Below are 22,986 nucleotides of genomic sequence, written 5' to 3' on the forward strand. Positions count from 1 at the left end.
CACCTGATTCAGGTGGGTTTTTGCTATGATTAGAGTTTTAGGCTACTGAGAGTAGCCTTTATTTCATTCAGTTGAAAATAATAACTCCCCCTATCATCAGCATTAAGTTTCGCCGCATAAATCCTTATAAACTTTGCTGAAACGGGAGTAGTGAAATTGAAATTCTTCGCAGATCCGTTATTAACATAATTGGCATATGATTGATTTGGAATATCTGTCCACAGTATAGCGTTATTGCTAGCTTGAATACTGAAATCCTTTGGGAAGCTTAAGGTTGCCCGCGAGGTTAGCGTAATTCCGCTAACCGATTTTATACTTCCTAAATTCAAAATAACCCATTCTGTGTTTGACTCATTGTTATGTGCCACACTTGACCACGAAGTCGCAGTATTATTATCTGATAATCTGCTGGCAGGCCAGTCAATTAAGCTTGATGATGCAGCCACATTGGTGATGTTAGCCTTGAATTCGGCAAGCTGGAAATAGTACGAGCCCATGTCATCCTTACTTAGTTTAGTGGCGTGGACCCGGATATACTTAGCCAGTACTGAGCTCTCAAAAGTAAAGGTTTGCACACTTCCGTTATTTACATAATTGGTATAGCTTTGGTTTGGAACATCAGACCAAGTTAAAGCATCATTGCTGGTCTGGATCTTGAAATCTTTAGGGAAACTATAGGTTCCTCGGGGAGTTAAGCTAATACTGCCTACGGTCTCCATGTTGCCTAAATCGAAGGCAATCCACTCTGTAGCTGATTCACTCCCATGAGCCGGAGTAGACCAAAGGGTGGAGGTATTATTATCAGTTAATCTGTTAACAGACCAACCTTGCAAGCTAGATGAGGCTGCAATATTGCTAAGATCAGCATTGAACTCGGATAATTGAAAGTAATAGTTGCCCATATCATCTTTCCCCAACTTTGTTGCATACACCCGAACATATCTGGCCACCACTGAACTATCAAATTTAAACGATTGCACAGAACCGTTATTAACATAGTTTGTATAAGACTGATGTGGGACGTCAGACCATGTTACAGCGTTATCACTGAATTGGATTTTGAAATCTTTTGGAAAGCCTAATGTGGTTCTGGGAGTTAAACTGATTCCACTAATCATATGATTTTCACCTAAATCCGTAGCAACCCATTCCTGTCCAGTTTCTACAGGGTGACCATTACTTGACCAAAAGGTGCTAGAGCTGCTGTCACCTAATCTATAAGCTTCAAAACCACTATATTCAGAAGAGGTAAACATGGGAGGTTTTTTTGAACTGATTTTTTTAGTCGTATTGCCGTTGGAGTCGTATAGGTAATAAGTTGTTTCAGAGGGGGATATTTTATAATTCAATCTGCTGCTCCCATTGGAGTATTGATAATAGCTGGCGTTATTTTTCAATGACTCTACATCGGCTGGTTCAGCATACACTTGGCTCAAGTTACAAAGAAGCACAAGTATTGACGATATCAAGCATGCTTTTTTTAAAAGCTTCATTCTTTTAGCACCTTTCATAAGTCACATAGTATTTTTCAACAATGGTAAATGAAATAATTTCCTGTTAAATTATACTAAGATTGAATGTAACTTGTATACGGGAATTCGGTTCAAAAGAGTGGAAGCCATTGTAATTCCTCCTAATGCCTCGTGGTACGTATGCAAACAAGGGATATAATCCGATAATTACCTAAAAGGGGAAATCGAAAGGAGGAGATATATCCTGGTTGTTCTAGTTAGCATATTATTCATCATATTTAGTGCCGTTGCGGGAGTGGGAATTTGGTTGTCAGTAGTGAATATAGTATTCAATACGAATAGGGGAACCAATTATATTGAGCCTCAATATGACAGTTCTGTAATTCCCAGTCTCATCTTATTGGCAATTGTGCTCTGCTATCTACTATTCATAATACACTCGATAAAAAACAATAATCAGAACCTGATGATAATCTGTTTTATTATTTCAATAGTCTTTTTTCTTGTGGCCCCTCTAGTTCTAGGGTGGATATCTAATGTGGACGATTATTTCCATAAAGTGAGTATAGAAAGTAATGATAAATTCATAAACAAAATCCAAGCGGATATTAACAATCAACATATTCCATATCTAATCGATTCTCAAACAAGCGAGGAAAGAGTAAAGGAATTAAAAACATATTATGTTGTAGTACTAGTGAAACAAAGTGAGGGAGCCATTACAAAAGATGAGGTCGAATTTTTTGTGGATGTGGCTAAAAGCAAAAAATTTAAAAAAGTGAGTTTATTATTTTATGATCTATCTAAAGCGAATTATATAAAAATATTTGTGCATTATGAGAAAGGTATTACATACTGCTATCCAAATGATGAGTGTGATGAAATGGAAATAACTGAGAATGAATGGCCTGTTGTTATTTCTAAAACAGCCGCCCCTTCTGACTCATTCAGATTGGCGGTTGTTTGGCTTTGAGTTCATCTAATCTTGCGGTTGCTTCTACCACTTCTTCAAGCTCTGCACCTGTCAAAGATAAACTGTCGACTTTTTCAATAAAACTACTCATAAGTTCGATTTCATCCATGGATGCAGCAATATCGGCTCGTAATACAAAAGCTTTGTACTGTAGTGTTAATGTTGCTTCTTCATCTTTCGAGAACACAAGGTCAAGCACTTTCGCTGCGTCAGCGGGTTTATCTTTGGCATAGGCCAATTGGTATGCGGTTTCGAAGGCAGTGGCAAATCTTGACGGAGGTTCTTGTTCAGTTGGCATGGATGAGGCATGCTTTTGTCCAATTATCAATCGATTGCCGGCAGGGTCGATGAGGTTGAATCTCCGATCCTCTGCAAGATTATTGACCTTGGTGATCCTAGGCAAACCTTTGGAAGGGACCTTGTGATAGGCTTTTTTTAGATTCCCGCAAAATTCGTTGTACACAGCATCCACGTCTGGAACATTTACATAGCATATACTGTAAGAGTTTGCGGGTTCCAGTTTTTTGAGCACAAAAAAATGTAATTCCGCAATCCGGTGACGGACACAAGCGTAAAGGTTTGGTTTGGCTTGCCGATAAGTTATTTCAAACCCTAATGCTTGATAGAAATTCAGCTGTTCGTCTATGGCGCTGCAAGGAAATATAGGGATTGTTGTCCCGTTACTGATTGTTGACAAGTTTCGAACCTCCCGAGAGTTTAATGTTTTTCAAGAAATCAGCTTACCCTCTAATAGTACAACATTCGTGCAAATGATAAGGGTTACTCGAATATCTCCTTATTTTTCAATGAAAAACATAATGAACCCGTCAACACCTTTAAGGATTATTTGAAGGCTACAAAGTCTGTTAGTCTATTGGAGATCGTGATATCTGTATGTGATTTTGTCCTAAAAGGGGAGACAAATGGAGAAATTGATAAAGACCTTACTCCAAGCCATTCTTTATGTACTAATAGTTGTTGGATTACATCTAATTTTGATTTATTTTCTTGAGATAAGGATAGAGGGCTGGGGGACAGGATTATTAAAATTCTCATTTAAGGTATACTTTGTGCCGCTATTTTTATGTTTTATTAATTCCTTTTTGTTTATAAGGACTCAGAGGATTAAGTACGATGTCACCTGGTTTCTGTTAACTACGCTCCCAAATTTTTTACTTTTGTTATTTTTCAAAGCAATACAAACTAGTGGAGATAGTGAGGATGCAGTTGTCGTTTCTATTGAATTATTCCCAAAATATCAGGTGGAAATGCTCATTCTGCTTCCTGGGATTATTTTAGTAATCCAATTTATTTTGGCTTTATATTATCTCATCAAAATAAGAAAAGAAGTTAAATCATAATTCAAGCATCATTCAAGCACCATTCAAGCACCATGGTGATTAGTGTATGGTTGCGTTGCAGCAGGAATATCTATCAGATTCATAACTGCATAACTGTGAGGTGTAGATAATTGAAAAACAAATTTATTACTAGGATAAGAGCAATTTCACAAGTGCTATTTATTGTGATTTTGCATTTATTTGTTATTCATATTATGGATTTAAAAGTAGGAAAGTGGGGGGGAGAAGGGATAAGGCAAATATTTATAGTTTATTCTGTTCTAATAATTCTACTGTACGTAACTTGCATGATGTCATTAGTAACCAGAAAGTTTAGATATAATTTAATTTGGCTTTGTATAAGTACTATTCCTAGTATTAGTATTCTGTTCTTCCTAAATAAAATTCAAGAGAATAAGGCCACTGGATCTGGTTTTATTGATTTTAAATTTGACGATGGCTTTGTTGAATTGATGATTTTGTTTCCTTTTTCGTACTTGTTAATACAATTAGTTCTTGTTATAGCACTATGGATATTGAAATTTCCAAAAAACAACTAATGCATTTCTTAGGATATATGTTTGCATTATCATACTTTATAAATTTAAAGGGAGGTGTGGTATTCTTTTCGTATATGCATCTTCTAGCATCCATAGAGTACCCAGGGGTATATGTAAATATTGTCTCAATCCTCTGAATAGTTTTTTTGAAATTAAACTCAACTTTCGCAACAACAACCGCCCCTTCTGAATCACTCAGAGAGGCGGTTGTTTGGTTTTGAGTAACAGATTTACTCATCAGTTGTCTTCACCGGACTCGGCGTGTTCTTGTTCTTATACACCCACATCGCATATTCCAGCGGGCGCAGCATCGCTTTGCGGTAAGTGGCGCTGTCCCCGGTACGGGCGAACACTTCGCGGGCCGGCTTGGGATTGACCTCCAGCACATAAATCTTTCCCTCGCGGTTGATAGCGAGATCCAGCGCCAGCTCGCACAGGGCGCCGAAGCTGTCCTCAAGGAAAGCGGCCCCTTCAAGCCCCAGCTTTTCAGCCGTTTTCATGGCCTTGGTTGCTTTTTCTTCGCTGCCGAGCCATTCCTTCAGCAGGACTTCCGCACGTACCGCATGTCCGCCGCCGTGAAGGTTAGACGTTACGCTGCGGGCTGCTCCCACCCGGCCGGCCATGCCGGTCAGCTCCCACACGCCTTGGCCGTTCTTTTGCACGAGCATGCGGTAGTCGTGGTAGCGTCCGCTGGGCAGGCGCAGCGGGATGCCCTGCTGGACCAGGAAGCGTCCGCCGAGGCACCATTGGCGCACAATGGACTCCAGACGGGTGAGCGACACCTTGCGGGGGGCAATAATCTGCCGGTTCTGGCGGCGTCCCTGGATATCGAAGAGCTGCTTGCCGTCCCGCTGCCGTTCAATCCGCAAGATGCCGCGCCCACCGGTGCCGTTGATCGGTTTGACGTAGACAACAGGGCTGAATTTCAGCATCCGGTGCAGATCGGCGGAAGACTGATATAGCAAAGTTTCCGGCATATGCTGGCGGAAGCGGCTTTTCTGCGAAAAGGTCTGGTGAACGGTCCATTTATTGCGCAGCGGCCGGTTCAGAAAGGTAAGATGATTATAGCGGGAGCGGAATTTGAGCAGCTGCTGAAAGCGGGCGTTGCGCTGGATCCGGCAGCGGTCATAGATCATATTCGGGAATGGCCGCCATTTGCGCGACCATTTGCCGCTCCCCGGATCGTAGACCATTGCATGGATCAACTCTTTACCGGGATTCACATCTGCGGGGGTGAATACAAAGACATCCAATCCAATGCGGCTGCCTTCAATAATCATCCTCCTGTATACACTCTTCTCTTCAAGCTGTTTGGCGTCGTTCAGGTACAGTGTAAGGATGCCTAAGACGGGTTCTGGCACAGGAGCTCACCTTCTTGTGGGTAAATTTCCACGCTGCCTCTGCTCTGGGGCGACCGCAGCAGCAGCGTGGGCTTGCCGGTAGGTCCGCTCTTCAATGCCACAGCGGCAAGCCCGCTGTTAAAGCACATCTTCAGGCTTGCCGTATTGTCGGTAGCGACGTTGCATTCCAGGCGGCCGAGCCGCTCCAGCTGCCCGGACAGCAGGGCTGTACCGGTATGTCTGTTCCGGTATAGAGGATGGACGGCAACAAGACAGGCTTCTTTGCCGTAGCCGGATACGAAGCTCACGCCTGCCAGCTGACGGCCGCTTTGACCGCGTACGGTGGCGACAAGCAGAGAGACGCCCGGCTCGGCAAGCTGCTCCGGAGTCAGACGGGCCAGCATCCTGCATGCACGAAGCGTAATCCGCTGCTCCCCGTACTCCCTCAAAAATTCCAGCAGCCCGGCCAATCTGGAATTCCACTGGCCCGGACTGCTGTCATAGATAGAGGATATCTGCATGGCGTGTCACTTCCTTTACAGGTTTCTACTTGTTCATGCGGGCCAAATGCTGGCTGTACTGAAAAATCCGCTCCAGGGACAGCTTGCGGATGGCCGGTTCGTCGAATTTCATCGGCCGTGAGTTGGCCTCGAAGAACCATAGGTCACCGGCCTCATCGACACCAAGATCCATGGACATCTCACCCAGCATCATTTCGGAGGCCCGTTCAATCTGGCGGGCAATCAGCAGCGCGGTGGTAGGGACATTCTTGAGAATAGCTGCGGCTCTTTCTGGACCGAAGGTTCCTTCCAGCATGGTTGCCGGCTCTTCAATGCTGCCCCCGCGCGGCACATGGGTTGTAATGCTCCGGGCGCCGGCCAGCCTTGCACCGATTCCGGTCACTGCCCAGCCTCCCCGGCCATTCTTCTGCAGGAGTACCCGCAGATCGAAAGGCCGCCCGTGGTGTGTTGCGAGCTGAATGGCTTGCTGCACAATATAACGGGATTGTTTTTTTTCCTTGCTGATCCGTGCCCACAAGCGGTCCATGGAGGCCGCTTTGTAGGTCGCGTTCTTTTTGCCGCTCTGTATCTGCAGCCTATAGGGCAGGCTTACATCCTCGCGGTATTTAAGCCGCATAATCCCCTTTCCGGCTTTGCCGCTTTCCGGCTTCAGGTAGAGGCTGTCATGAGTACTCAGCATGGCGATGAGGGTGTTTGAGCTGCGCAGCCGTCTCGTTTTGGGCACATGCTTCGAGGTTGCGCGCGATGCCTTCAGCCATTCAAACAAATCCCATTTATTAAAAAAACTCGGGTTGTAGAGCTTGATATGGTCATGCTCCAGGCACTCGGCAATTTTGCGGGCGACTGGTGCTCTTTCTTCTTCTTCACGATTGGAAATCCGGTTATAAATGACCTGCGGCAGCGGGACAGGAATGCTGTACCACAGCTTGCCGCTGGGGGAAGGGACGTAGCCGTTCACCGTCCGCTCCTCCAGCTTTAAATCACGCGTAGTCACAACGTACACAAGGAAGCCCATTTCTCTGCCGGTGCGGATGATATCGCGGAAGTTATTGCGGTTGCCGCGAAATTGCTTTACTCTGTCACTGGTCGTTAGTATAGCTATTACGGGTTTGCTCGGGTCAGGGATTCGGCTGTTCACAGATCATCCCTCCTGCGGAATTTGCTGAGATAGAGGCAATGCTCCAGGATGTGCTCAATGGAAGCTTTGCCCTCAGCGCGCAGGGAAGGATGGCGGAAGATCGAGCGTCCCGGTTTGGCGTTCGCCTCGAACATCCAGATATCTTCATCCTGGTCAATTCCAAGGTCAAAGCCGATTTCGCCAAGCAGATGGTGGTGCTGGGTCTCCAGCGACTCGGCCAGCTTAACGGCGGTTGTTTTCGCCCGCTGCAGCACTTCATCCGCTCTGGCGCCGAATACGCGGCCCAGGGCCTGTTGCGGTGTCAGCAGGGCGCCCCCGTTCTTCAAATGGGTGGTCACACTGCCCCTGCCGGCTTTTTTGGCTCCGATGCCTACGACCACCCATTGATTGCTGCCGTTCTTATGCATATGGAAGCGGAAGTCAATGGGGCAGGAGTCAATTTCAATCAGGCGGATGCCCTGCTGCACCACATAATTACTGAGGCTTTGGCCATGGCGGGCGCGCAGCATGCGCATGAGGCTGTCGAAGCTGGTAAACCGCAGCAGCACATTTTTACCGCTTCGGCGATACCGGGCGAAATAGCCTTTCTTTGGCAGGTAGGTTAGCCGGTAGATTCCGTGGCCAAGACTGCCTGCGGAAGGTTTGTAGTAGACAAAGTGATGCCGTTCGAGCATCTCCCGCATTTTATCCGGATTAGGGTTGCTGTGCGTTTCCGGTACATAGCGGTTTGCTGCCCCGTCATTTTCCAGCAGCCGGTAGATATCTGCCTTATTGAAAAAGCTCCAGTTGAAGTACGGAATTCTCTTGCGTGCAAACCGTTCACGCAACTGGTTAATATAGGGGGATACCTCAGCTCTGCGGCTGGGCAGACGGTTATATACGACATCCGGCAGCGGTACTACTTTGCGTTCGAATTTGCCGCTTGCATTCAGGAAAAAGCCGTTCACCTGCTCCTGCTGCCAGTCAATGTCACGCGGCATGAAGGCGAAAATATAACATCTGTTGCTGCCTTCCCGCAGGAGCTGCTTAATAAAGCCGGTGCGGGACCCGAAGGGGCTCGTCGAGGACCCGGGGCCGTCGGACAATACACCGACCAGCGGTCCAAGCTGTACTTCATCCTGCAGGTTGCGCAGATAGATGCCGCCTGATTTGGGGACCTTGATTGCACTCTTTACTCCAGTGGCGAGGAACAGATGCTTGCCGGCACGTTTGATCGGCTTGATCGTTGCCGGAATGGCATCTTTTCCGAGCCGCAGGCGGATATTTTTCTTGCCGGTTAGTTTCAGGCTTTTCATCAGTTCACCCGAGACGTAGACAACTCTTTGGGGCTGCTTGGTGAAATGCACATTGCAAAAAGTGAGACCCATTTATGAATCCTCCTTAGGAACCATTGATATCATTCTCCCGTTTGTAACGGAACTGCCGCGTAGATGGCTTGCGGTTTGCTGCTGAATTCAGCAGCAGATGACGCGCATAGCGCAGGGGGTTCTCGGCGGCGAGCTTAGCAGCCCGGCGGTCGCCCGTCAACCGGAACACCGTGCGCCCTGGTTTGGAATTGGCTTCAAGCAGATAGATCCTGCCACCTTCATCGATACCGAAGTCCAGGCCGAGTTCTCCCAGCCTGCCGCATGATTCCTCCAACAGCGGCGGCAGCAAAGCCGATGCTGCTGCAAGTTCCTCCATAAGCTCGATTCCCGTCTTGCCGTATTCTGCAAGCAGGAAGGGCTGGGCAGGAACCGCTGTTCCCCCGCCATGGAGGTTCGAGGTCAACGAACCGCGGCTGCCCAACCGGACAGCCATGCCGGTAAGCGTCCAGACGCCTCTGCCGTTCTTCTGCATTAGTACACGCACGTCGAACGGCTGTCCTCCGCTGCCGGTCAGATGAAGGTAAGGCTGTATAATATAGCGGCGCGGGCCGATAAAGTCATGGATCCAGCCCAGACCTTCGTCCAGCGTGCGGAAACCTTTCTCAAAGGGGACATTTGCCTCATCACGACCTCTTAAGCTTATGCGCCCGCCCTCGTTATTGCTTAGGCGCTTTGCATGGATTGTGCGTTTGCCATGGGTACCGGACCTTGGCTTCAGAAAAACGCCGTCCTCTCTTTCTGCGAGCATCGTGCCCAAATCACCGGTACCAGTGTAAAGTCTGGTCTCGGGCAGCCATGCGGAAGCTCTGCGGCTGCGCCGCAAAATTTCATAGACGCTCCATTTATCAGGTAATCCACGCGACCAGGGAAGCGACCGGGATAAGGCAGCCAGGGCGGAAGCGGCGGATCTTTTTTCCTGCAGGCTTGAGTATAGACAACGGTTATACAGAATGTCGGGCGGAGCTGCCAGGGTAGGCTGCCACTGTCCGTCATTCCAGATATAGCCGCGTATGGATTGGCCGTCTCTTGCAACTCCCTCCGGGTGAAAGATAAGCACCTGCAGATCATACAGCGGGGCTACCCGGCATAACTGACTGCAGAACTCCGGTTCTGCGATGGGAGGATTCCCGCGGCGGCGGCCCGTCATGATGCCAAGGAACCCCATTGCTGTCTCTGTCATAATGCCCTCCTTATAACCCGGCCAAGTAGCGGCAATATAGAATCATCTGTTTGACGGACGGTCTGATTTTCACATCACTGAGGGGCGTGTTGTCGTTTTTGGACGGTTTGGAGTTGACCTCCAGCAGCCAGACTTTTCCCGACTGATCCAGGGCAAGATCAATGCCGAGCTCCCCGAAATGCGCGGGGATATAGGTTTCCACACCCCTGGCTATCGCCAGAGCCGCCCGTGGAAGCTGCAGCTGTGTGCTTTCTTTGGTCCCGGACGAGAGGCCGCTCTTGCCGATGGCCTCGCGGACAGTGCTGAGAGTGCCGCCCCGCGCCAGATTGGAGACAAAATGGTTGCTTCCGGCGGTACGGGCAACTATAGAGGTGACGCCCCACTTACCGGTGCCGTTCTTCTGCACGAGTGCCCGGAAATCTACCGGACGCCGTCCAAGCTCTAGTAGAGGAAGCCCCTGCTGAATCTGGTAGCGGGTGGTTTTCATCTTAGGCGCAATGGATTGAAATAGCTTCGCCAAGGTCGGATAGACTTGTTTACGCGTGCCAAGCGGTGTCGTGGACAGCAGCCGGTAGCCGCCCCCCTCATCTTTGGAGATGCGGAGAATGCCTTTTCCAAGGCTGCCGCGTACCGGCTTCAGGAAGACACTGGGATAGCTGCTGCACATTCTTTTTAATACAGCGAAGCCGGTTAAGGCATGCGATTCCGGCAAATACCGCTGCAGGGCGGCATCCTGTGCCAGTGCTTCGAACACCTCTGTCTTGTCAAGGAACTTTTCATTGAAGAAATGAGTTCCGTAGCGGGATTTTACATCCGCCAAAAAATGCTGTACGCTAGGTTTATTCTCCACCTTTCGAGTCGTAAGCCGATTGTTAATCACATCGGCAATAGGCAGACTCAGCTTCCGCCATCCCTCGTCGTATACCCAGCCCTCAATGGAGGAGCTGTGTGTTTCCAGCCCTTCCGGGGTAAAGAAATATACATAGGCGCCTTGTGCATGGCAGGCATTGGTAAGCTCCCGGCAGAACAGGGTGATCGGGCCGAATACCCTTTCGGGACGGTCCGGATGGTCCCGGCTCACCAGAACCCCAATCAGCGGTCCGAGCCGCAAGGTGCGGCTGCCGGAGCTGTATGAAGCGTTCAGTGAAAGCCGTTGCCGCAGTCCGAGTTTCCGTGCCAGCGCTTCGCTTACGCGCAGACTGTCGGCTTTGGGAACCGGAATGACGGTGACCTCCTGCCGGAAAGAGCCGAACGTGAGCCGGATCGTTCCGTGTGCGGGTATTTTGAGCTTTTTCATGGATTTTTCGCCCAGCATTACAGCGTTTTCCTGCAGGATGCCCGAGTGGACCGTGTGGACCGGGATCTTGAATTTGGACATCGTGGATCTCCTTCCAGTAGGCAGCATGATGCCGGCAATATGAATCTTAAGGGTTACATATCATTCATCATATGGAGACATCTGACCCTTGGTGATTGACCTATTCTTTAAAAAGCCGTGCCGGGTTTGAACGAAGCGAATCAGGAAGCAATGCTTACAAAACTTAGGCAGATGCTTCCGAAGCGAGTTTTGAACGAGGCTCAATCAGGAAGCAATGCTTACAAAACTTTTAGGAGGAATTATAATGAACGTAATTGACAAGGCGCATGAACTGGCGAGAGCCATTAAGGAAAGTACAGAGTTTTCGGATATTTCCAGCGCTATGAAGGTAATTGAGGCCGATCCGGAAAGCAAACGGATGCTCGACAGCTTCCGGCAGAACCAGATTGAGCTGCAGCAGCGCATGATGAGCGGGGAGATGCCTCCACAGGAAGAAATGGAGAAGATGGAGAAGCTGTTCGAGGTGCTGAACCTGAATCTGGGCATCCGTCGCCTGTTTGATGCGGAACGCCGCCTAAGTGTCGTTATCGAGGACGTGAACAAAATCATCACCGACAGCCTGTCGCAAATGTACGGCGGTCAATAATTCTGTATCCGATCACACTGCTGCCTGGGGTGGCTGCAATGTATGAACAACAGGAGGGTGTCTCCTAGCCTGATGGCTAGAGGACACCCTCCTGTTTGTTGTTTATAGCGATGAAGATTACTCCTGCTTGCCTTCCACCGCACAGAGCAGAATCCCGGCAGCCAGGCCGAGACGGCGGTCCAGCTGGCCGCTGCGGTCCTCGGAGAAGTCGGCGATGATTTTGGTGACGAAGGGATTGAAATTTTGCCGGAAGGCAGGAATGACGGTATTCCCAAGCTCAATGTTATATTTTTGCGGAATGAGAGTGATGAAGCGCCGCAGGAGAGCCATAAGTGTACTGTTTTCTTTGATTAGCCCGATTTCGGTATCCCGCTGATCCAGGATGGTCCATTCATCCTTCAGGATCGATTTGAGCCCCTTGCGGCGGAGCGCCCCGATATGTTCACCAGTCTCCGAGTCATGCACATCGTAGGTCGCGCTGAAGTCGATCGCATTACGGGCTTTAATGCGCAACAGCTCCTTTTCCATACTCTCGTCCGTAAACAGTGCAATGTCCTCTTTAAGTTTGAAGGCTTTCATTTGCGAATAGAGCACAAGCTCTTCCGAACTGTTGTAGATGTGCAGCTTAGCGCCCATAATGGAAAAAACCTTTTTGCGGATTATGTACTCGGTATGATTGAATGCGTTATTCAATGTAGAATCGCCTCCCCGTAATGCTAACATCATCTCATATCAGAACGGTGCAGGCTATGGTGTAGATTACTTCCCGGAAGTATTTTGCAACTTGTCTCATAATTCCGGCTGCATGTTCATAGAGTAGAGATATAGATTCCATGGAACAACCTTTTAAGAGAGAAGGAGCTGTCTGTAATGAAGAAAAGAAACAAGTTCAAGCATGGTGTGTATTTGCTGGCGGCACTGGCCATGCTGCTCTATGCACTGCCCAAGCTGTCCTTTCAGAACGGGCCTGGCTGGGTGCTGGGGTTCGGCGTGGTCTGGTGCGTTTTTGCCTTTCTGGTGATAGCGTCACATTTGCATTTTATAATCGGTGTGGATGAAGAGAAACAGAAACGCCTGGAGTCTGTCCGCAAGCATAAGCTGGAGCAGTGGCAGGGCAAATGGAATGAGGAGTCCCGTGTGGCAGAAAGATGATGTAATTCCGCCAAAAGTAGTCCCGTTCCCGAATTTCTTCCGCAGTCAGGACAACCCCTGCATCCGCCGTTTTGGCGGGGGCAGGGGTTGTTGCGTAGTTGCTTAGCTGTAAAGTCGAAGCCTGAGGCGCAGTGTGTTTCAGGCTTGCTCCGGTATAGCAATATGTTCACAGATATAGCCAAATCTAAGCTTCCGTTGCTGTTGTACTCCACTGTTGCCTCCGTGTATAATAGGTACAGAATAGTACAGATCGGGCTATGGGGGTGTAACAGTTGGAGGGTCAAGGCGATAACATTACAAAACATGAACAGCTGCTCCAGCACATTGAAGGTCTTAAGGTTGGCACCAAAATTTCCGTCCGCAAGCTGGCTAAGGAAATGGTGGTCAGCGAAGGTACGGCTTACCGTGCAGTGAAAGAGGCCGAGAATCTCGGCATTGTCATTACGAAGGAGCGCATCGGTACTGTCCGCGTTGAGAAGAAGCCGCGGAATATATCCGATCAGCTTACCTTCGGGGATGTAGTGGATATAGTAGAAGGACATGTGCTCGGCGGAGTGAACGGCCTGAATAAGCATCTCCATAAATATGTCATCGGCGCGATGAAGGTTGATGCTATGATCCGTTATATCGACGCTGACAGCCTGCTGATCGTGGGTAACCGTGATGATGTGCATTCGCTTGCGCTGGAGCAGGGTGCAGGCGTGCTTGTGACGGGGGGCTTCGGGACAAGCCGTGAGGTCAAGGCGCTTGCTGACGAGCTGGACCTGCCGGTGATCTCTTCAAGACATGATACGTTTACTGTGGCCTCCATGATTAACCGGGCCATATTTGACAGGCTGATTAAGAAAAAGATCATGCTGGTTGAAGATATCGTGGATAACAAGCCGCGGCTGAACACCCTGAAAGTCACAAGCACCGTAGGGGAATTGCGGATGCTGTCACAGACCAGCGGCGAACTGCGTTTCCCGGTTACGGATGAATGGAACCGGGTTATCGGCATCGTCGGCCGCAGGGATGTGGAGGAGTTCAGCGAGGAGCACAGCATCGAGAAGGCGATGATCCGCAGCCCAGTCACAGCGGCCCTGCAGACGTCGCTGGCCTCGGCGGCGCAGATCATGATGTGGGAGGGTATTGACTTCCTGCCCATCGTGGACCGCAACCGCAAGCTTGTGGGCTCGCTGACCCGCCGGGAGGTACTGCAGAGCCTGCGTGACGTCAGCAATCAGCCGCAGCTCGGGGAGACTTTCGACCACCTGATTTGGAACGGCTTTGCCGAGGAACGGGACGAGGAAGGAAAGCTGTTCTTCCACGGCTTCATCACACCGCAAATGGCGACGGATCTGGGTACCATCTCCGAAGGTGTGTTATCCACGCTGATGACGCTTTCCGCCTTCAAGGCGGCTAAGGACATTACCGGGAACGACTACGTGCTGGACAATATGTCAACGTATTTTATCCGCCCGGTGCAGATTGAACATTCGGTTATCGTCTTGCCGAGGCTGCTGGAGATCAGCCGCCGGACCTGCAAGCTGGAAATTGAGATCTCCCACAATGACACAATAGTTGCCAAAGCGGTGCTGATGCTGCAGTCGATCGACCACGGCTGAACCTTCATGTTCTACCAAAAAGACTATCCCGCCGGGATAGTCTTTTACACATATACGATACAGCGGTGGTCTTCTAATTGAACCGGTTTCACTTAAGGATGCTGAGGATGCCGGTAATGCCGCCAGTCTAATGGCGGGTAAAATGATTTTCATTCCTGTTCCGGCTGTAGTATCCGTGGCTGCGCAGTCCGGAGAAAATGTTGAAGGCACCGATCACCAGGAAAACCGCCTCCACGATGACATTGACCGTGGAACCGCGGAAGAGGAACATCGATATCAGCGACAGCGTCACCAGCATGGCGCCGAGCAGCACATTCATAATAGCGCGCTTGCGGCCTTTTTCCATCGGATCTGACGCTCTGCGTGAGGATAAGCTGTACACGGCGGCACCGATCATACAAACCACCAGCAGGACAAACAGCACATACTTGATGAGCAGAATCATGGACAGGCAGCTCCTTTATCAATGTAGTGGAAAATGATAGTTTTGCCCTATGATGTAACCGTATATCACCTGTCCACTATTGTAGCATGATTGACCTCAGCTGCGCTTATACGGATTAATTTCCACCCAGATTTGCAGTACCCCTTCCATGACGAGCATGGTGCGGATTTTGACCGCGTATTCTTTTTCGCGCACGATGTATATTTTACCGTCCAGGAGCAGCCGGGCCAGCTTGCCGTCCGTGTCGATTTCGAACATGCTGCGTCCGCGCATCGGTTCAAGGTCGGAGACCATTTTGCTGATAATCTCTTTGGTCGTTACGGGATCAAGAGCCGCAGCGCCGTCCTTAACCTTGCTGTCCTCTGTGCGCAGCTTGATCTCCCGGATGACGGTAGAGGTGTTGTTGTATTTTTTGAGTGTCTGGATATCCTTCCGGTACTGCTCGATCTGCACACGAAGATCCTGATTGTTCAGCCAGAGCACATTATACCCCATATGAAAAATAGCATTGTACGCGACAGCTCCTGCGACCATGCCGAGTACAAAAACGGCGGAAATCTGCGAGAAGCGGCGGTAGCGGTGGAACGGGGGAATTCTCATTCCGGCATCACCCCTTGCCGCACACCCATTTGACCAGCTCGCTGCCCATATGAGCGCCCAGGAAGGCAAATACTAGATAGAGAATTTGCTTGATGGCGGGGGAGAGGTTGCCTCCCAGCATGTTGCTCTCAATGACCCGCATCGGGTCAATCGTTCCGCCTACAGCGGCGGCAAGCGCCCAGATTTTAATCCGGTCTGCGATATCCAGCATAGTCTGTGTAGGCGGCTGCAGGGAGACTACCGCACCGATTCCGCCCAGCATGGCTCCACCCAGTACGATGCCGCAGGCAATAAAGAAGTCTAGGACGGCTTTGCTCAAAAACACGTTCATACAAGGCCCCTTTCCGGACCAGGCCTGTTCGTCAGCTCAGCCTGTCCTTGTGCTCTTACTCCATTCTATGGGCGATTCCCCCTTTAATATGATAAAATAGTTTCATCTTATGTTTTGATTGTTGACTGAAGGGAAGTGGGGATATGAGCCCTTACGTGCATTTGCATGTGCACAGCGAATACAGTTTACTGGACGGGGCGGCGCGCATTACCGATCTCGTGCGCCGGGCCGGCGAATACGGCATGAAGTCGCTGGCGCTGACCGATCATGGCGTGATGTACGGGGCAATCCCCTTCTATAAAGCTTGCAAGGCTAATGGCATCAAGCCGATCATCGGCTGTGAAGCTTATTTGACTGCCGGCTCGCGGCGTGAGCGGGGCAGCCGCAAGGATCAGCCGATCTACCACCTGATCCTGCTCGCCAAGGATGAAACCGGCTACAAAAATTTGATGAAGCTGATCTCGATCGGCCATCTGGAAGGCCAGCATTACAAGCCCCGCATCGATATGGAATCCCTGGCCGCGCATGCTGAAGGCATCATCTGCCTCAGCGCCTGCCTGGGGGGCGAGGTGCCGCAGCATTTGCTGCATGGGCGCGATGACGAAGCGCGCCGGGCGGCGCTGAGATATAAAGAGATTTTTGGCGGGGACTTCTATCTGGAGCTGCAGGATCATGGCATTCCGGAGCAAAAGCGGGTGAATCCGAAGCTGATCGCCCTAGCCGCCGAATGTGATATTCCGCTGGTCGCCACGAATGATGTGCACTATCTGGCCAAGGAGGATGCCGAGGTACAGGATGTGCTGATCTGCATCGGCACCGGCAAGACGGTGGATGATGAGGAACGGCTGAAGATCGGGACGGACCAGCTCTTTTTCAAAAGCGGCGAGCAAATGGCGGCACTGTTCCCGCATGTGCCGGAAGCCATTCTCAACACCGGGGCCATTGCCGGGAAATGCAATCTGGAGCTGACGTTCGGGGGCCATATTCTGCCGGAATATTCCCCGCTGCCGGAAGGGCTGGATGCGGCAGCTTATTTGCGTGAGCTGTGCCGCAGCGGGCTGGAGGAGCGTTATGCGGATACACCGCTGTGGGCCTCGCCGGAGCAAAAGGCAACAGCCGAGAACCGGCTCGACTATGAGCTGGGTGTCATTGAGAGCATGGGCTTCAGCGATTATTTTCTGATCGTCTGGGACTTCATTGCCTATTGCCACCGGCAGGGCATCGCTACCGGACCGGGCCGCGGATCTTCCGCAGGCAGCCTGACCGCGTACAGTCTGCGGATTACCGATGTCGATCCGCTGAAGTACAATCTGCTCTTCGAGCGTTTCCTGAATCCCGAGCGGATCACGATGCCGGATATTGATATCGACTTCAGCGACGAACGGCGCGATGAGGTCATCGCTTATGTTGTTGATAAATACGGCCAGGAGCATGTGGCGCAGATCATCACCTTCGGAACGATGGCAGCGCGGGCGGCCGTGCGTGACGTGGGCCGGGCGCTGAACCTGCCCTATAACGAGGTGGACAAGGCTGCGAAGCTGATTCCTGGCCAGCTCGGCATCAGCATTGCCCGGGCGCTGGAGAGCAGCCCTGATCTTAAGGCGCTGTATGAAGGCAATCCGAAGACCAGAGGTCTGCTGGACATGGCGATGAAGGTCGAGGGCATGCCCCGCCATGCTTCCACACATGCCGCAGGGGTCGTCATCTCCAAAGGTCCGCTGACCGATGCTGTGCCGCTTCAGGCCGGCAACGAGAGCACCGCGCTCACCCAGTACTCCATGGAGCATCTGGAGAGTGTCGGACTGCTCAAGATGGACTTTCTGGGGCTGCGGACTTTGTCGATTATTGAACGCTGCACGAACTGGATCAAGGAAATGAGTGGCAGTACACCCGATTTCCGCAGCATTCCCGATGACGATCCGCTAACCTATGAGATGCTTGGTGCGGGTGAAACGACCGGCGTCTTTCAATTGGAGTCGGCGGGGGTAAGACGCGTGCTGAAGGATCTGAAGCCTTCAGGGTTCGAGGACATAGTCTCCGTGCTGGCGCTGTACCGCCCGGGTCCGATGGAATTTATTCCTAAGTTTATTGCCGGAAAGCACGGCGAAATCGAAGTGGAGTATCCGCATGCCGATCTGACGCCGATCCTTGCCGATACTTACGGGATCATCGTATATCAGGAACAGATTATGCAAATCGCCTCGCGGATGGCCGGGTTCTCGCTTGGTGAAGCCGATCTGCTGCGCCGCGCGGTGTCGAAGAAGAAACGTGAGACACTGGATAAAGAGCGAAGTCACTTCGTGGAGGGCAGCTTGAGGCTGGGCTATCTGGAGACCGATGCCAACGCTGTCTATGATATGATTGTAAGGTTTGCCGATTACGGCTTCCCGCGCGCCCATGCCGCAGCATACGGCGTGCTGGCCTTCCAGACGGCTTATCTGAAGGCACATTATCCTGTGCAGTTTATGTCGGCGATGCTGACGGCAGTAATGGGTACACACCGCAAGGTGGCCGAATATGTGCTGGAATGCCGCCGCACGGGCATCGGCGTATTGCCGCCTGATGTCAACGAGAGCGGCGTGCTGTTTACGCCTGTGCCGGGAGAAGGCAGCGGCCATATCCGTTTTGGTCTGGCCGCGGTCAAGAATGTCGGCACGCTGGCTGTGGAGAACATCATCGCCGTCCGCAAGGAGCGGCCGTTCGACAGCCTGCTGGATTTCTGCCGCCGCGTTGATCTCCGGGTCTGCAACAAGCGCGTGATAGAATCGCTGCTGCAGGCCGGCGCCTTCGACCGTCTGCAAGGCCACCGGGCACAGCTGCTTGCGATGCTGGATGAGACAGTCGATGCCGCGCTGAAATGGCGCAAGGAGCGCGACGAGCTGCAGATCCAGCTGTTCGACGACCTGATTGAAATGCCGAACTGGGAAATCCGCTATCCGGATATCCCGAAATTCACCATCGGCCAGCAGCTGGAGCTGGAGCGCGAGCTGCTCGGGCTGTATCTGTCCGGCCATCCGCTGGACGACAGCGCGGAGCTGCTGGAGGAGCCGGGCATGCAGCGGCTGATGGATCTCGGCGAGGCCGAGGATGAGAGCCAGATCGTAACGGCAGGCATGGTTGTGTCGCTCAAGGAAATTACGACAAAATCCGGCAAAGCGATGGCTTTTGTCGAATGGGAGGACCAGATCGAGCGCTGCGAGGTCGTGCTGTTCCCTGAGGTGTGGAAGCGGAGCCGCAGCCTGATCGAGAAGGGTGCGCTCTTGGCCCTGCGCGCCAAGGTGCAGCAGGAGGACGAGGGCTTCAAGCTGCTGGCCGAAGAGGTCGCGCCGCTTGGCGCCGACACGATTCGCAGCCTGCTGCAGCGCCGCAGCACAGCTGCCGCCCGCGCGTCCGCCGCGGGCCGCACCCAGACGGCAGGCGCACCCGGAGGCGCGTCTGCTTCCCGGGCGGGCGCAGGCGGCCCTGGCGCCGCCCGCAGCACCGCAGGCGGCGTTACCGCGCCTGCGCCCGCAAGGTCCGCTGCCGCGCAAGCAGCGGCGCCGCAGGAAGCCCCGCGCTCCGCAGCGCCGGGGCCGGCAGGCCAGCGTCCTGCAGCCGCAGACGCTGTGGAGTCCGCTGGCCGGAGTTCCGGCGCAGCGGGGAGCAGCCAGCGTGTCTTTATCAAGATCACGCCGGACTCTGAGAACCCGGCGCTGCTCTCGCGCCTGCAGGCGCTGCTGCAGACCCATCCCGGCCCTGCAGCCACCCTGCTGTTCTACGAGCGTGACCAGAAGCTGCTCGCGCTTAGCGACGGCTACCGGATTGAGCCGTCCCAGGAGCTGTTCGCAGCGATCGAGGGGATGCTTGGAGCAGGTACAGTCCGAATAAAATAAGAACATTTCCGCCTTTTTCCGCATACATTAGGAAACCACAGGGAACTGTCCCGTGCGGAAAGGGGAATCACATCATGTCCTATCAAATGGCAACAGAGCTGCTGGAGCGCAGGGGAGTCACACTAACGTCCATCGCTGAGATCGTATATATTTTGCAGTCGGTGTATTATCCGGATTTAACCGAAGAAGAGTGTCTATCGAGCGTTAAGTCGGTGCTGGGCAAACGAGAGGTGCAGTACACACTGATGACAGGCGTTGCGCTGGATGAATTGGCTGAAAAAGGCCTGCTGCCGCAGCCGCTGCAGGCGGTGATGGAAGCGGATGAATCGCTCTACGGAGCGGACGAGACTCTGGCGCTTGGCATCACCGGCGTATACGGAATGATCGGGCTGACAGGCTTCGGTTATCTGGATAAAATAAAGCTCGGCATCATCGGCAAGCTGAATGATGATGAGCAGGGGATTCATGTATTTCTGGACGATCTTGTCGCGGGAATTGCGGCGGCGGCATCCGCCAGAATTGCGCACCGGCATGAAGGGGCCAAGGTGTATCCCCATGTCAGCGGTACGGAATAATTAACCCCCATTATTTGGTGAATAATGCTCCCTGGTCTTGCTTTCTGCGCCTTACTCCTGTTGCGGGAAAAAAGAAAACTGTGTTATCATAATTCCATTATACGGGATACGGCTGGGAATTGAGATTAGGGAGGCTTTGCAGGGCATGTGGACGGTAATCTATATTGCGCCAACCGCCAGAGTGGCGGATATGATTCAGAGCAAGCTTACGGAAGAAGGATTTATGGTAAAGTGCCGTCCGGTCAATATGTCCAAGCAGCAGTTCGAAATTCTGGTTCCTTCAGGAGAACTGGAGGAAGTGCAGGAAGTCCTTAATCTAATTTTACATCCCTGAATAGACATCAAGATGGCATTCAAGACAGCGGCAAGCTGCTATATGCGCAAATAAACGGCTGAAGAGGTGCGACCCTTGTTCAAAGATTTATTTCAGAAAAAACGGAAGTACGCGACTATTCCTTCAGAACGTCTGGAGCGGAGCGGCGGACCGGTAGAAGGCGAACGCCCCAAACGGGAGATTCCCGAGGGCTTAATGAGCAAATGCAGCAAATGCGGAACGATCCAGTACAGCAAGGAGCTGGAGAAGAATCTGAAAGTATGCCCTTCATGCGGTTATCATATGCGGCTAAACGCGTCGGAACGGATCGCAATGATCCTTGATCCGGAAGGCTTTATCGAGTTCGACAGTGAAATGGCATCCGTAGACCCGCTGCAGTTTCCGGGCTATGCTTCCAAGCTGGAACAGCAGCAGTCCAAAACTGGACAGGTTGAAGCCGTGCTTACAGGCCAGGGAACCATTGGCGGTCATCCGGTGATTGTTGCCGTGATGAATTTTGAGTTCTTCACCGGCAGTATGGGTTCGGTTGTAGGAGAGAAGATTACCCGGGCTGTAGAAGAAGCTACGGAGAAGAAGCTCCCGATGCTGATCTTTTCGACTTCGGGCGGAGCCCGGATGCAGGAGAGTATTCTTAGTCTGATGCAGATGGCGAAGACAAGCGCAGCGCTGGCCCGGTTTGGCGAAGCCGGAGGGCTCTATATCTCTGTCATTACGGACCCGACAACGGGCGGAGTTTCCGCCAGTTTTGCCAGTCTTGGCGATATTATTATTGCCGAGCCTGGAGCAGTATTCGGTTTTGCCGGAAGAATCGTCATTGAGCAGACCATTCGCCAGAAGCTTCCGGATGATTTCCAGACTGCTGAATTCAACCTTCAGCATGGTCAGCTTGATCTGGTCGTACACCGCAAGGAATTACGGTCCACGCTAACCAAGCTTTTGGATTTGCACGACGTGAAAGGGGGCTTTTAGGTTGGCGGGAGAGTTGCCTTTTGAAATGCCTCTGGTAGAAATGCGCAAGAAGATCGCCGAACTGAAGCAGTTCGGTGAAGAGAAGGGCATTGATTTCAGCGATGAGATCGCCCGGCTTGAGGAACGTTACCGCGTACTTGAGGAAGAAATTTATACCGATATTTCTGCTTCACAGAAGATGCATCTGGCCCGGCATCACGGACGTCCGACTTCGCTTGATCTTATAGGGCTGATCTTTACTGATTTTATTGAGCTGCACGGCGACCGTCTGTACGGCGATGATCTGGCTGTAGTAGGCGGAATCGGCAAGCTGAACGGCGTCCCGGTTACCGTGATCGGCCAGCAGCGCGGCAAGGATACGAAGGAGAACATTCTGCGTTTCTTCGGCAGCGCGCATCCCGAAGGCTTCCGCAAGGCGATCCGCCTGATGAAGCAGGCGGAGAAGTTTGGCCGTCCAATCGTTACCTTTGTCGATACCAAAGGGGCTTACCCCGGCAATACGGCGGAGGAGAGAGGCCAGTCCGAAGCGATTGCCAGCAGCCTGTATGAGATGTCTCAGCTTGGCGTGCCGGTCATCTGCATCATCATTGGTGAAGGCGGAAGCGGAGGAGCGTTGGCGATGGCTGTAGGCAACCGTGTTCTGATGCTGGAGCATGCCATCTATTCAGCGATCTCCCCGAACGGCGCGGCGTCCATTCTCTGGAAGGATGCCTCGAAGGCGGAACAAGCCGCAGAAGCGATGAAGATCACCGCCGCCGATCTGCTGGAGATGGAAGTGATTGAGGAAATTGTTCCTGAACCGCGGGGCGGCGCACACCGTGATTACGAGTCTACTGCCGCTGCGCTCAAGGATGTCATATGGCGCCATTTGCAGGAGCTGTCCAGCCTTGATTTTGCGGAACTTAAAGAAGACCGCTACCGCAAATTCCGCAAAATTGGCGAGTTTTCCGAAGCCCAGCAGGAAGCCGTTAACCCGGAAGAAGAAGTGCAGAACGTGGAGTAATACTCTCTGTTTCATTTGCACTTTCAGACATATAGTCCTATCAGCAGGTCCAAAATATGGACTGGCCTGAATAAACATTTATTACCATTGAAATAATCCTGCGGCATTCGCAGGGTTATTTTTATTTTGCCCTAAAACTTCATGTATTCGACTTAAATTTACAGCAAAAGAAGGCTATAACATTGATTTTGTGTCCAAGTTGCAGTAATATTCATTAGGGCGCAGTAAAAGGTACATGTGATA

Annotated in this window: 22 protein-coding genes; 10 read left to right on the plus strand and 12 right to left on the minus strand. The window is 51.5% G+C overall.

The genetic code is table 11. The annotated features are described in order from the left end of the window. Window positions 1-29 precede the first annotated feature (29 nt). Window positions 30-1,493: a discoidin domain-containing protein gene (locus MHI45_RS29465; protein ID WP_076110681.1), complete on the minus strand. Its 1,464-nt coding sequence runs from the start codon at window positions 1,491-1,493 to the stop codon at window positions 30-32. A gap of 517 nt (window positions 1,494-2,010) precedes the next feature. Between MHI45_RS29465 and MHI45_RS29470 the strand changes: the two genes are divergently transcribed. Further along, a complete protein-coding gene (locus MHI45_RS29470; protein WP_144024310.1) occupies window positions 2,011-2,445 on the plus strand; it encodes a hypothetical protein in 435 nt (144 codons plus the stop codon). Here the strand turns inward: MHI45_RS29470 and MHI45_RS29475 are convergent. After that, window positions 2,420-3,142 carry a bleomycin resistance protein gene (locus MHI45_RS29475; RefSeq protein WP_083675615.1) on the minus strand — a complete coding sequence of 241 codons (723 nt, stop codon included), beginning with the start codon at window positions 3,140-3,142 and terminating at the stop codon, window positions 2,420-2,422. The genes MHI45_RS29470 and MHI45_RS29475 overlap by 26 nt on opposite strands. Window positions 3,143-3,368: 226 nt before the next feature. On the opposite strand from MHI45_RS29475, the gene MHI45_RS29480 reads away from it, so the two are divergent. Next, window positions 3,369-3,806 carry a hypothetical protein gene (locus MHI45_RS29480; RefSeq protein ID WP_076110679.1) on the plus strand — a complete coding sequence of 146 codons (438 nt, stop codon included), beginning with the start codon at window positions 3,369-3,371 and terminating at the stop codon, window positions 3,804-3,806. Between the two features lie 769 nt (window positions 3,807-4,575). Here MHI45_RS29480 and MHI45_RS29485 read toward each other — a convergent pair. The 6 genes from MHI45_RS29485 to MHI45_RS29510 are packed head-to-tail and all read right to left on the minus strand — an operon-like array spanning window position 4,576 to window position 11,269. Continuing rightward, window positions 4,576-5,706 carry a YheC/YheD family endospore coat-associated protein gene (locus MHI45_RS29485; RefSeq protein ID WP_076110677.1) on the minus strand — a complete coding sequence of 377 codons (1,131 nt, stop codon included), beginning with the start codon at window positions 5,704-5,706 and terminating at the stop codon, window positions 4,576-4,578. Further along, window positions 5,688-6,206, minus strand: coding sequence for a hypothetical protein (locus MHI45_RS29490; protein ID WP_038588879.1), 519 nt, complete (start codon window positions 6,204-6,206; stop codon window positions 5,688-5,690). Before MHI45_RS29490 ends, MHI45_RS29485 begins: the two co-directional genes overlap by 19 nt. A 25-nt stretch (window positions 6,207-6,231) precedes the next feature. Continuing rightward, on the minus strand, window positions 6,232-7,344 hold the full coding sequence (locus tag MHI45_RS29495) for a YheC/YheD family endospore coat-associated protein (RefSeq protein ID WP_076110676.1): 1,113 nt from the start codon (window positions 7,342-7,344) through the stop codon (window positions 6,232-6,234). Continuing rightward, window positions 7,341-8,711: a YheC/YheD family endospore coat-associated protein gene (locus MHI45_RS29500; RefSeq protein WP_076110675.1), complete on the minus strand. Its 1,371-nt coding sequence runs from the start codon at window positions 8,709-8,711 to the stop codon at window positions 7,341-7,343. The genes MHI45_RS29495 and MHI45_RS29500 overlap by 4 nt, the downstream gene beginning before the upstream one ends. A 13-nt stretch (window positions 8,712-8,724) precedes the next feature. Further along, window positions 8,725-9,891: a YheC/YheD family endospore coat-associated protein gene (locus MHI45_RS29505; RefSeq protein WP_076110674.1), complete on the minus strand. Its 1,167-nt coding sequence runs from the start codon at window positions 9,889-9,891 to the stop codon at window positions 8,725-8,727. Between the two features lie 10 nt (window positions 9,892-9,901). Beyond that, window positions 9,902-11,269: a YheC/YheD family endospore coat-associated protein gene (locus MHI45_RS29510; RefSeq protein ID WP_076110673.1), complete on the minus strand. Its 1,368-nt coding sequence runs from the start codon at window positions 11,267-11,269 to the stop codon at window positions 9,902-9,904. A 244-nt stretch (window positions 11,270-11,513) separates the two neighbouring features. Between MHI45_RS29510 and MHI45_RS29515 the strand changes: the two genes are divergently transcribed. Next, a complete protein-coding gene (locus MHI45_RS29515) occupies window positions 11,514-11,855 on the plus strand; it encodes a YlbF family regulator (RefSeq protein WP_340899474.1) in 342 nt (113 codons plus the stop codon). A gap of 117 nt (window positions 11,856-11,972) precedes the next feature. On the opposite strand, the gene MHI45_RS29520 is transcribed toward MHI45_RS29515, so the two are convergent. Next, window positions 11,973-12,548 (minus strand): hypothetical protein, encoded by a 576-nt coding sequence (locus MHI45_RS29520; protein ID WP_218642521.1) that lies wholly within the window; start codon window positions 12,546-12,548, stop codon window positions 11,973-11,975. 177 nt (window positions 12,549-12,725) lie between these two features. On the opposite strand from MHI45_RS29520, the gene MHI45_RS29525 reads away from it, so the two are divergent. Next, the gene (locus MHI45_RS29525; RefSeq protein WP_076110670.1) at window positions 12,726-13,007 is read left to right on the plus strand and encodes a hypothetical protein; all 282 of its coding nucleotides are present in this window, start codon (window positions 12,726-12,728) and stop codon (window positions 13,005-13,007) included. A 272-nt stretch (window positions 13,008-13,279) separates the two neighbouring features. After that, a complete protein-coding gene (locus MHI45_RS29530; RefSeq protein WP_340899473.1) occupies window positions 13,280-14,614 on the plus strand; it encodes a DRTGG domain-containing protein in 1,335 nt (444 codons plus the stop codon). Window positions 14,615-14,741: 127 nt separating this feature from the next. On the opposite strand, the gene MHI45_RS29535 is transcribed toward MHI45_RS29530, so the two are convergent. The 3 genes from MHI45_RS29535 to MHI45_RS29545 form a co-directional block, all read right to left on the minus strand. Beyond that, complete coding sequence (locus tag MHI45_RS29535; RefSeq protein WP_340899472.1) at window positions 14,742-15,059, minus strand: YtpI family protein; 318 nt, start codon at window positions 15,057-15,059, stop codon at window positions 14,742-14,744. Between the two features lie 96 nt (window positions 15,060-15,155). Beyond that, window positions 15,156-15,659, minus strand: a complete 504-nt coding sequence (locus tag MHI45_RS29540; RefSeq protein ID WP_038588905.1) for a hypothetical protein — start codon at window positions 15,657-15,659, stop codon at window positions 15,156-15,158. A gap of 7 nt (window positions 15,660-15,666) precedes the next feature. Then, window positions 15,667-15,990, minus strand: coding sequence for a YtrH family sporulation protein (locus MHI45_RS29545; protein ID WP_038588909.1), 324 nt, complete (start codon window positions 15,988-15,990; stop codon window positions 15,667-15,669). 143 nt (window positions 15,991-16,133) lie between these two features. Here MHI45_RS29545 and MHI45_RS29550 point away from each other — a divergent pair, with 143 nt between their 5' ends. The 5 genes from MHI45_RS29550 (at window position 16,134) to MHI45_RS29570 (ending at window position 22,743) form a co-directional block, all read left to right on the plus strand. Beyond that, a complete protein-coding gene (locus tag MHI45_RS29550; protein ID WP_076110667.1) occupies window positions 16,134-19,862 on the plus strand; it encodes a DNA polymerase III subunit alpha in 3,729 nt (1,242 codons plus the stop codon). Window positions 19,863-19,936: 74 nt separating this feature from the next. Then, window positions 19,937-20,437: a phosphatidylglycerophosphatase A family protein gene (locus MHI45_RS29555; RefSeq protein ID WP_076110666.1), complete on the plus strand. Its 501-nt coding sequence runs from the start codon at window positions 19,937-19,939 to the stop codon at window positions 20,435-20,437. A 145-nt stretch (window positions 20,438-20,582) separates the two neighbouring features. Further along, window positions 20,583-20,771, plus strand: a complete 189-nt coding sequence (locus MHI45_RS29560) for a hypothetical protein (protein WP_038588919.1) — start codon at window positions 20,583-20,585, stop codon at window positions 20,769-20,771. 75 nt (window positions 20,772-20,846) lie between these two features. Next, window positions 20,847-21,740, plus strand: a complete 894-nt coding sequence (gene accD, locus MHI45_RS29565) for an acetyl-CoA carboxylase, carboxyltransferase subunit beta (RefSeq protein ID WP_339225824.1) — start codon at window positions 20,847-20,849, stop codon at window positions 21,738-21,740. Window position 21,741: 1 nt separating this feature from the next. Then, window positions 21,742-22,743, plus strand: a complete 1,002-nt coding sequence (locus MHI45_RS29570; protein ID WP_076110664.1) for an acetyl-CoA carboxylase carboxyltransferase subunit alpha — start codon at window positions 21,742-21,744, stop codon at window positions 22,741-22,743. Window positions 22,744-22,986 lie beyond the last annotated feature (243 nt).

Origin of the sequence: Paenibacillus sp. FSL H3-0321, assembly GCF_038002865.1 — a bacterium.
GTDB lineage: Bacteria > Bacillota > Bacilli > Paenibacillales > Paenibacillaceae > Paenibacillus_AQ.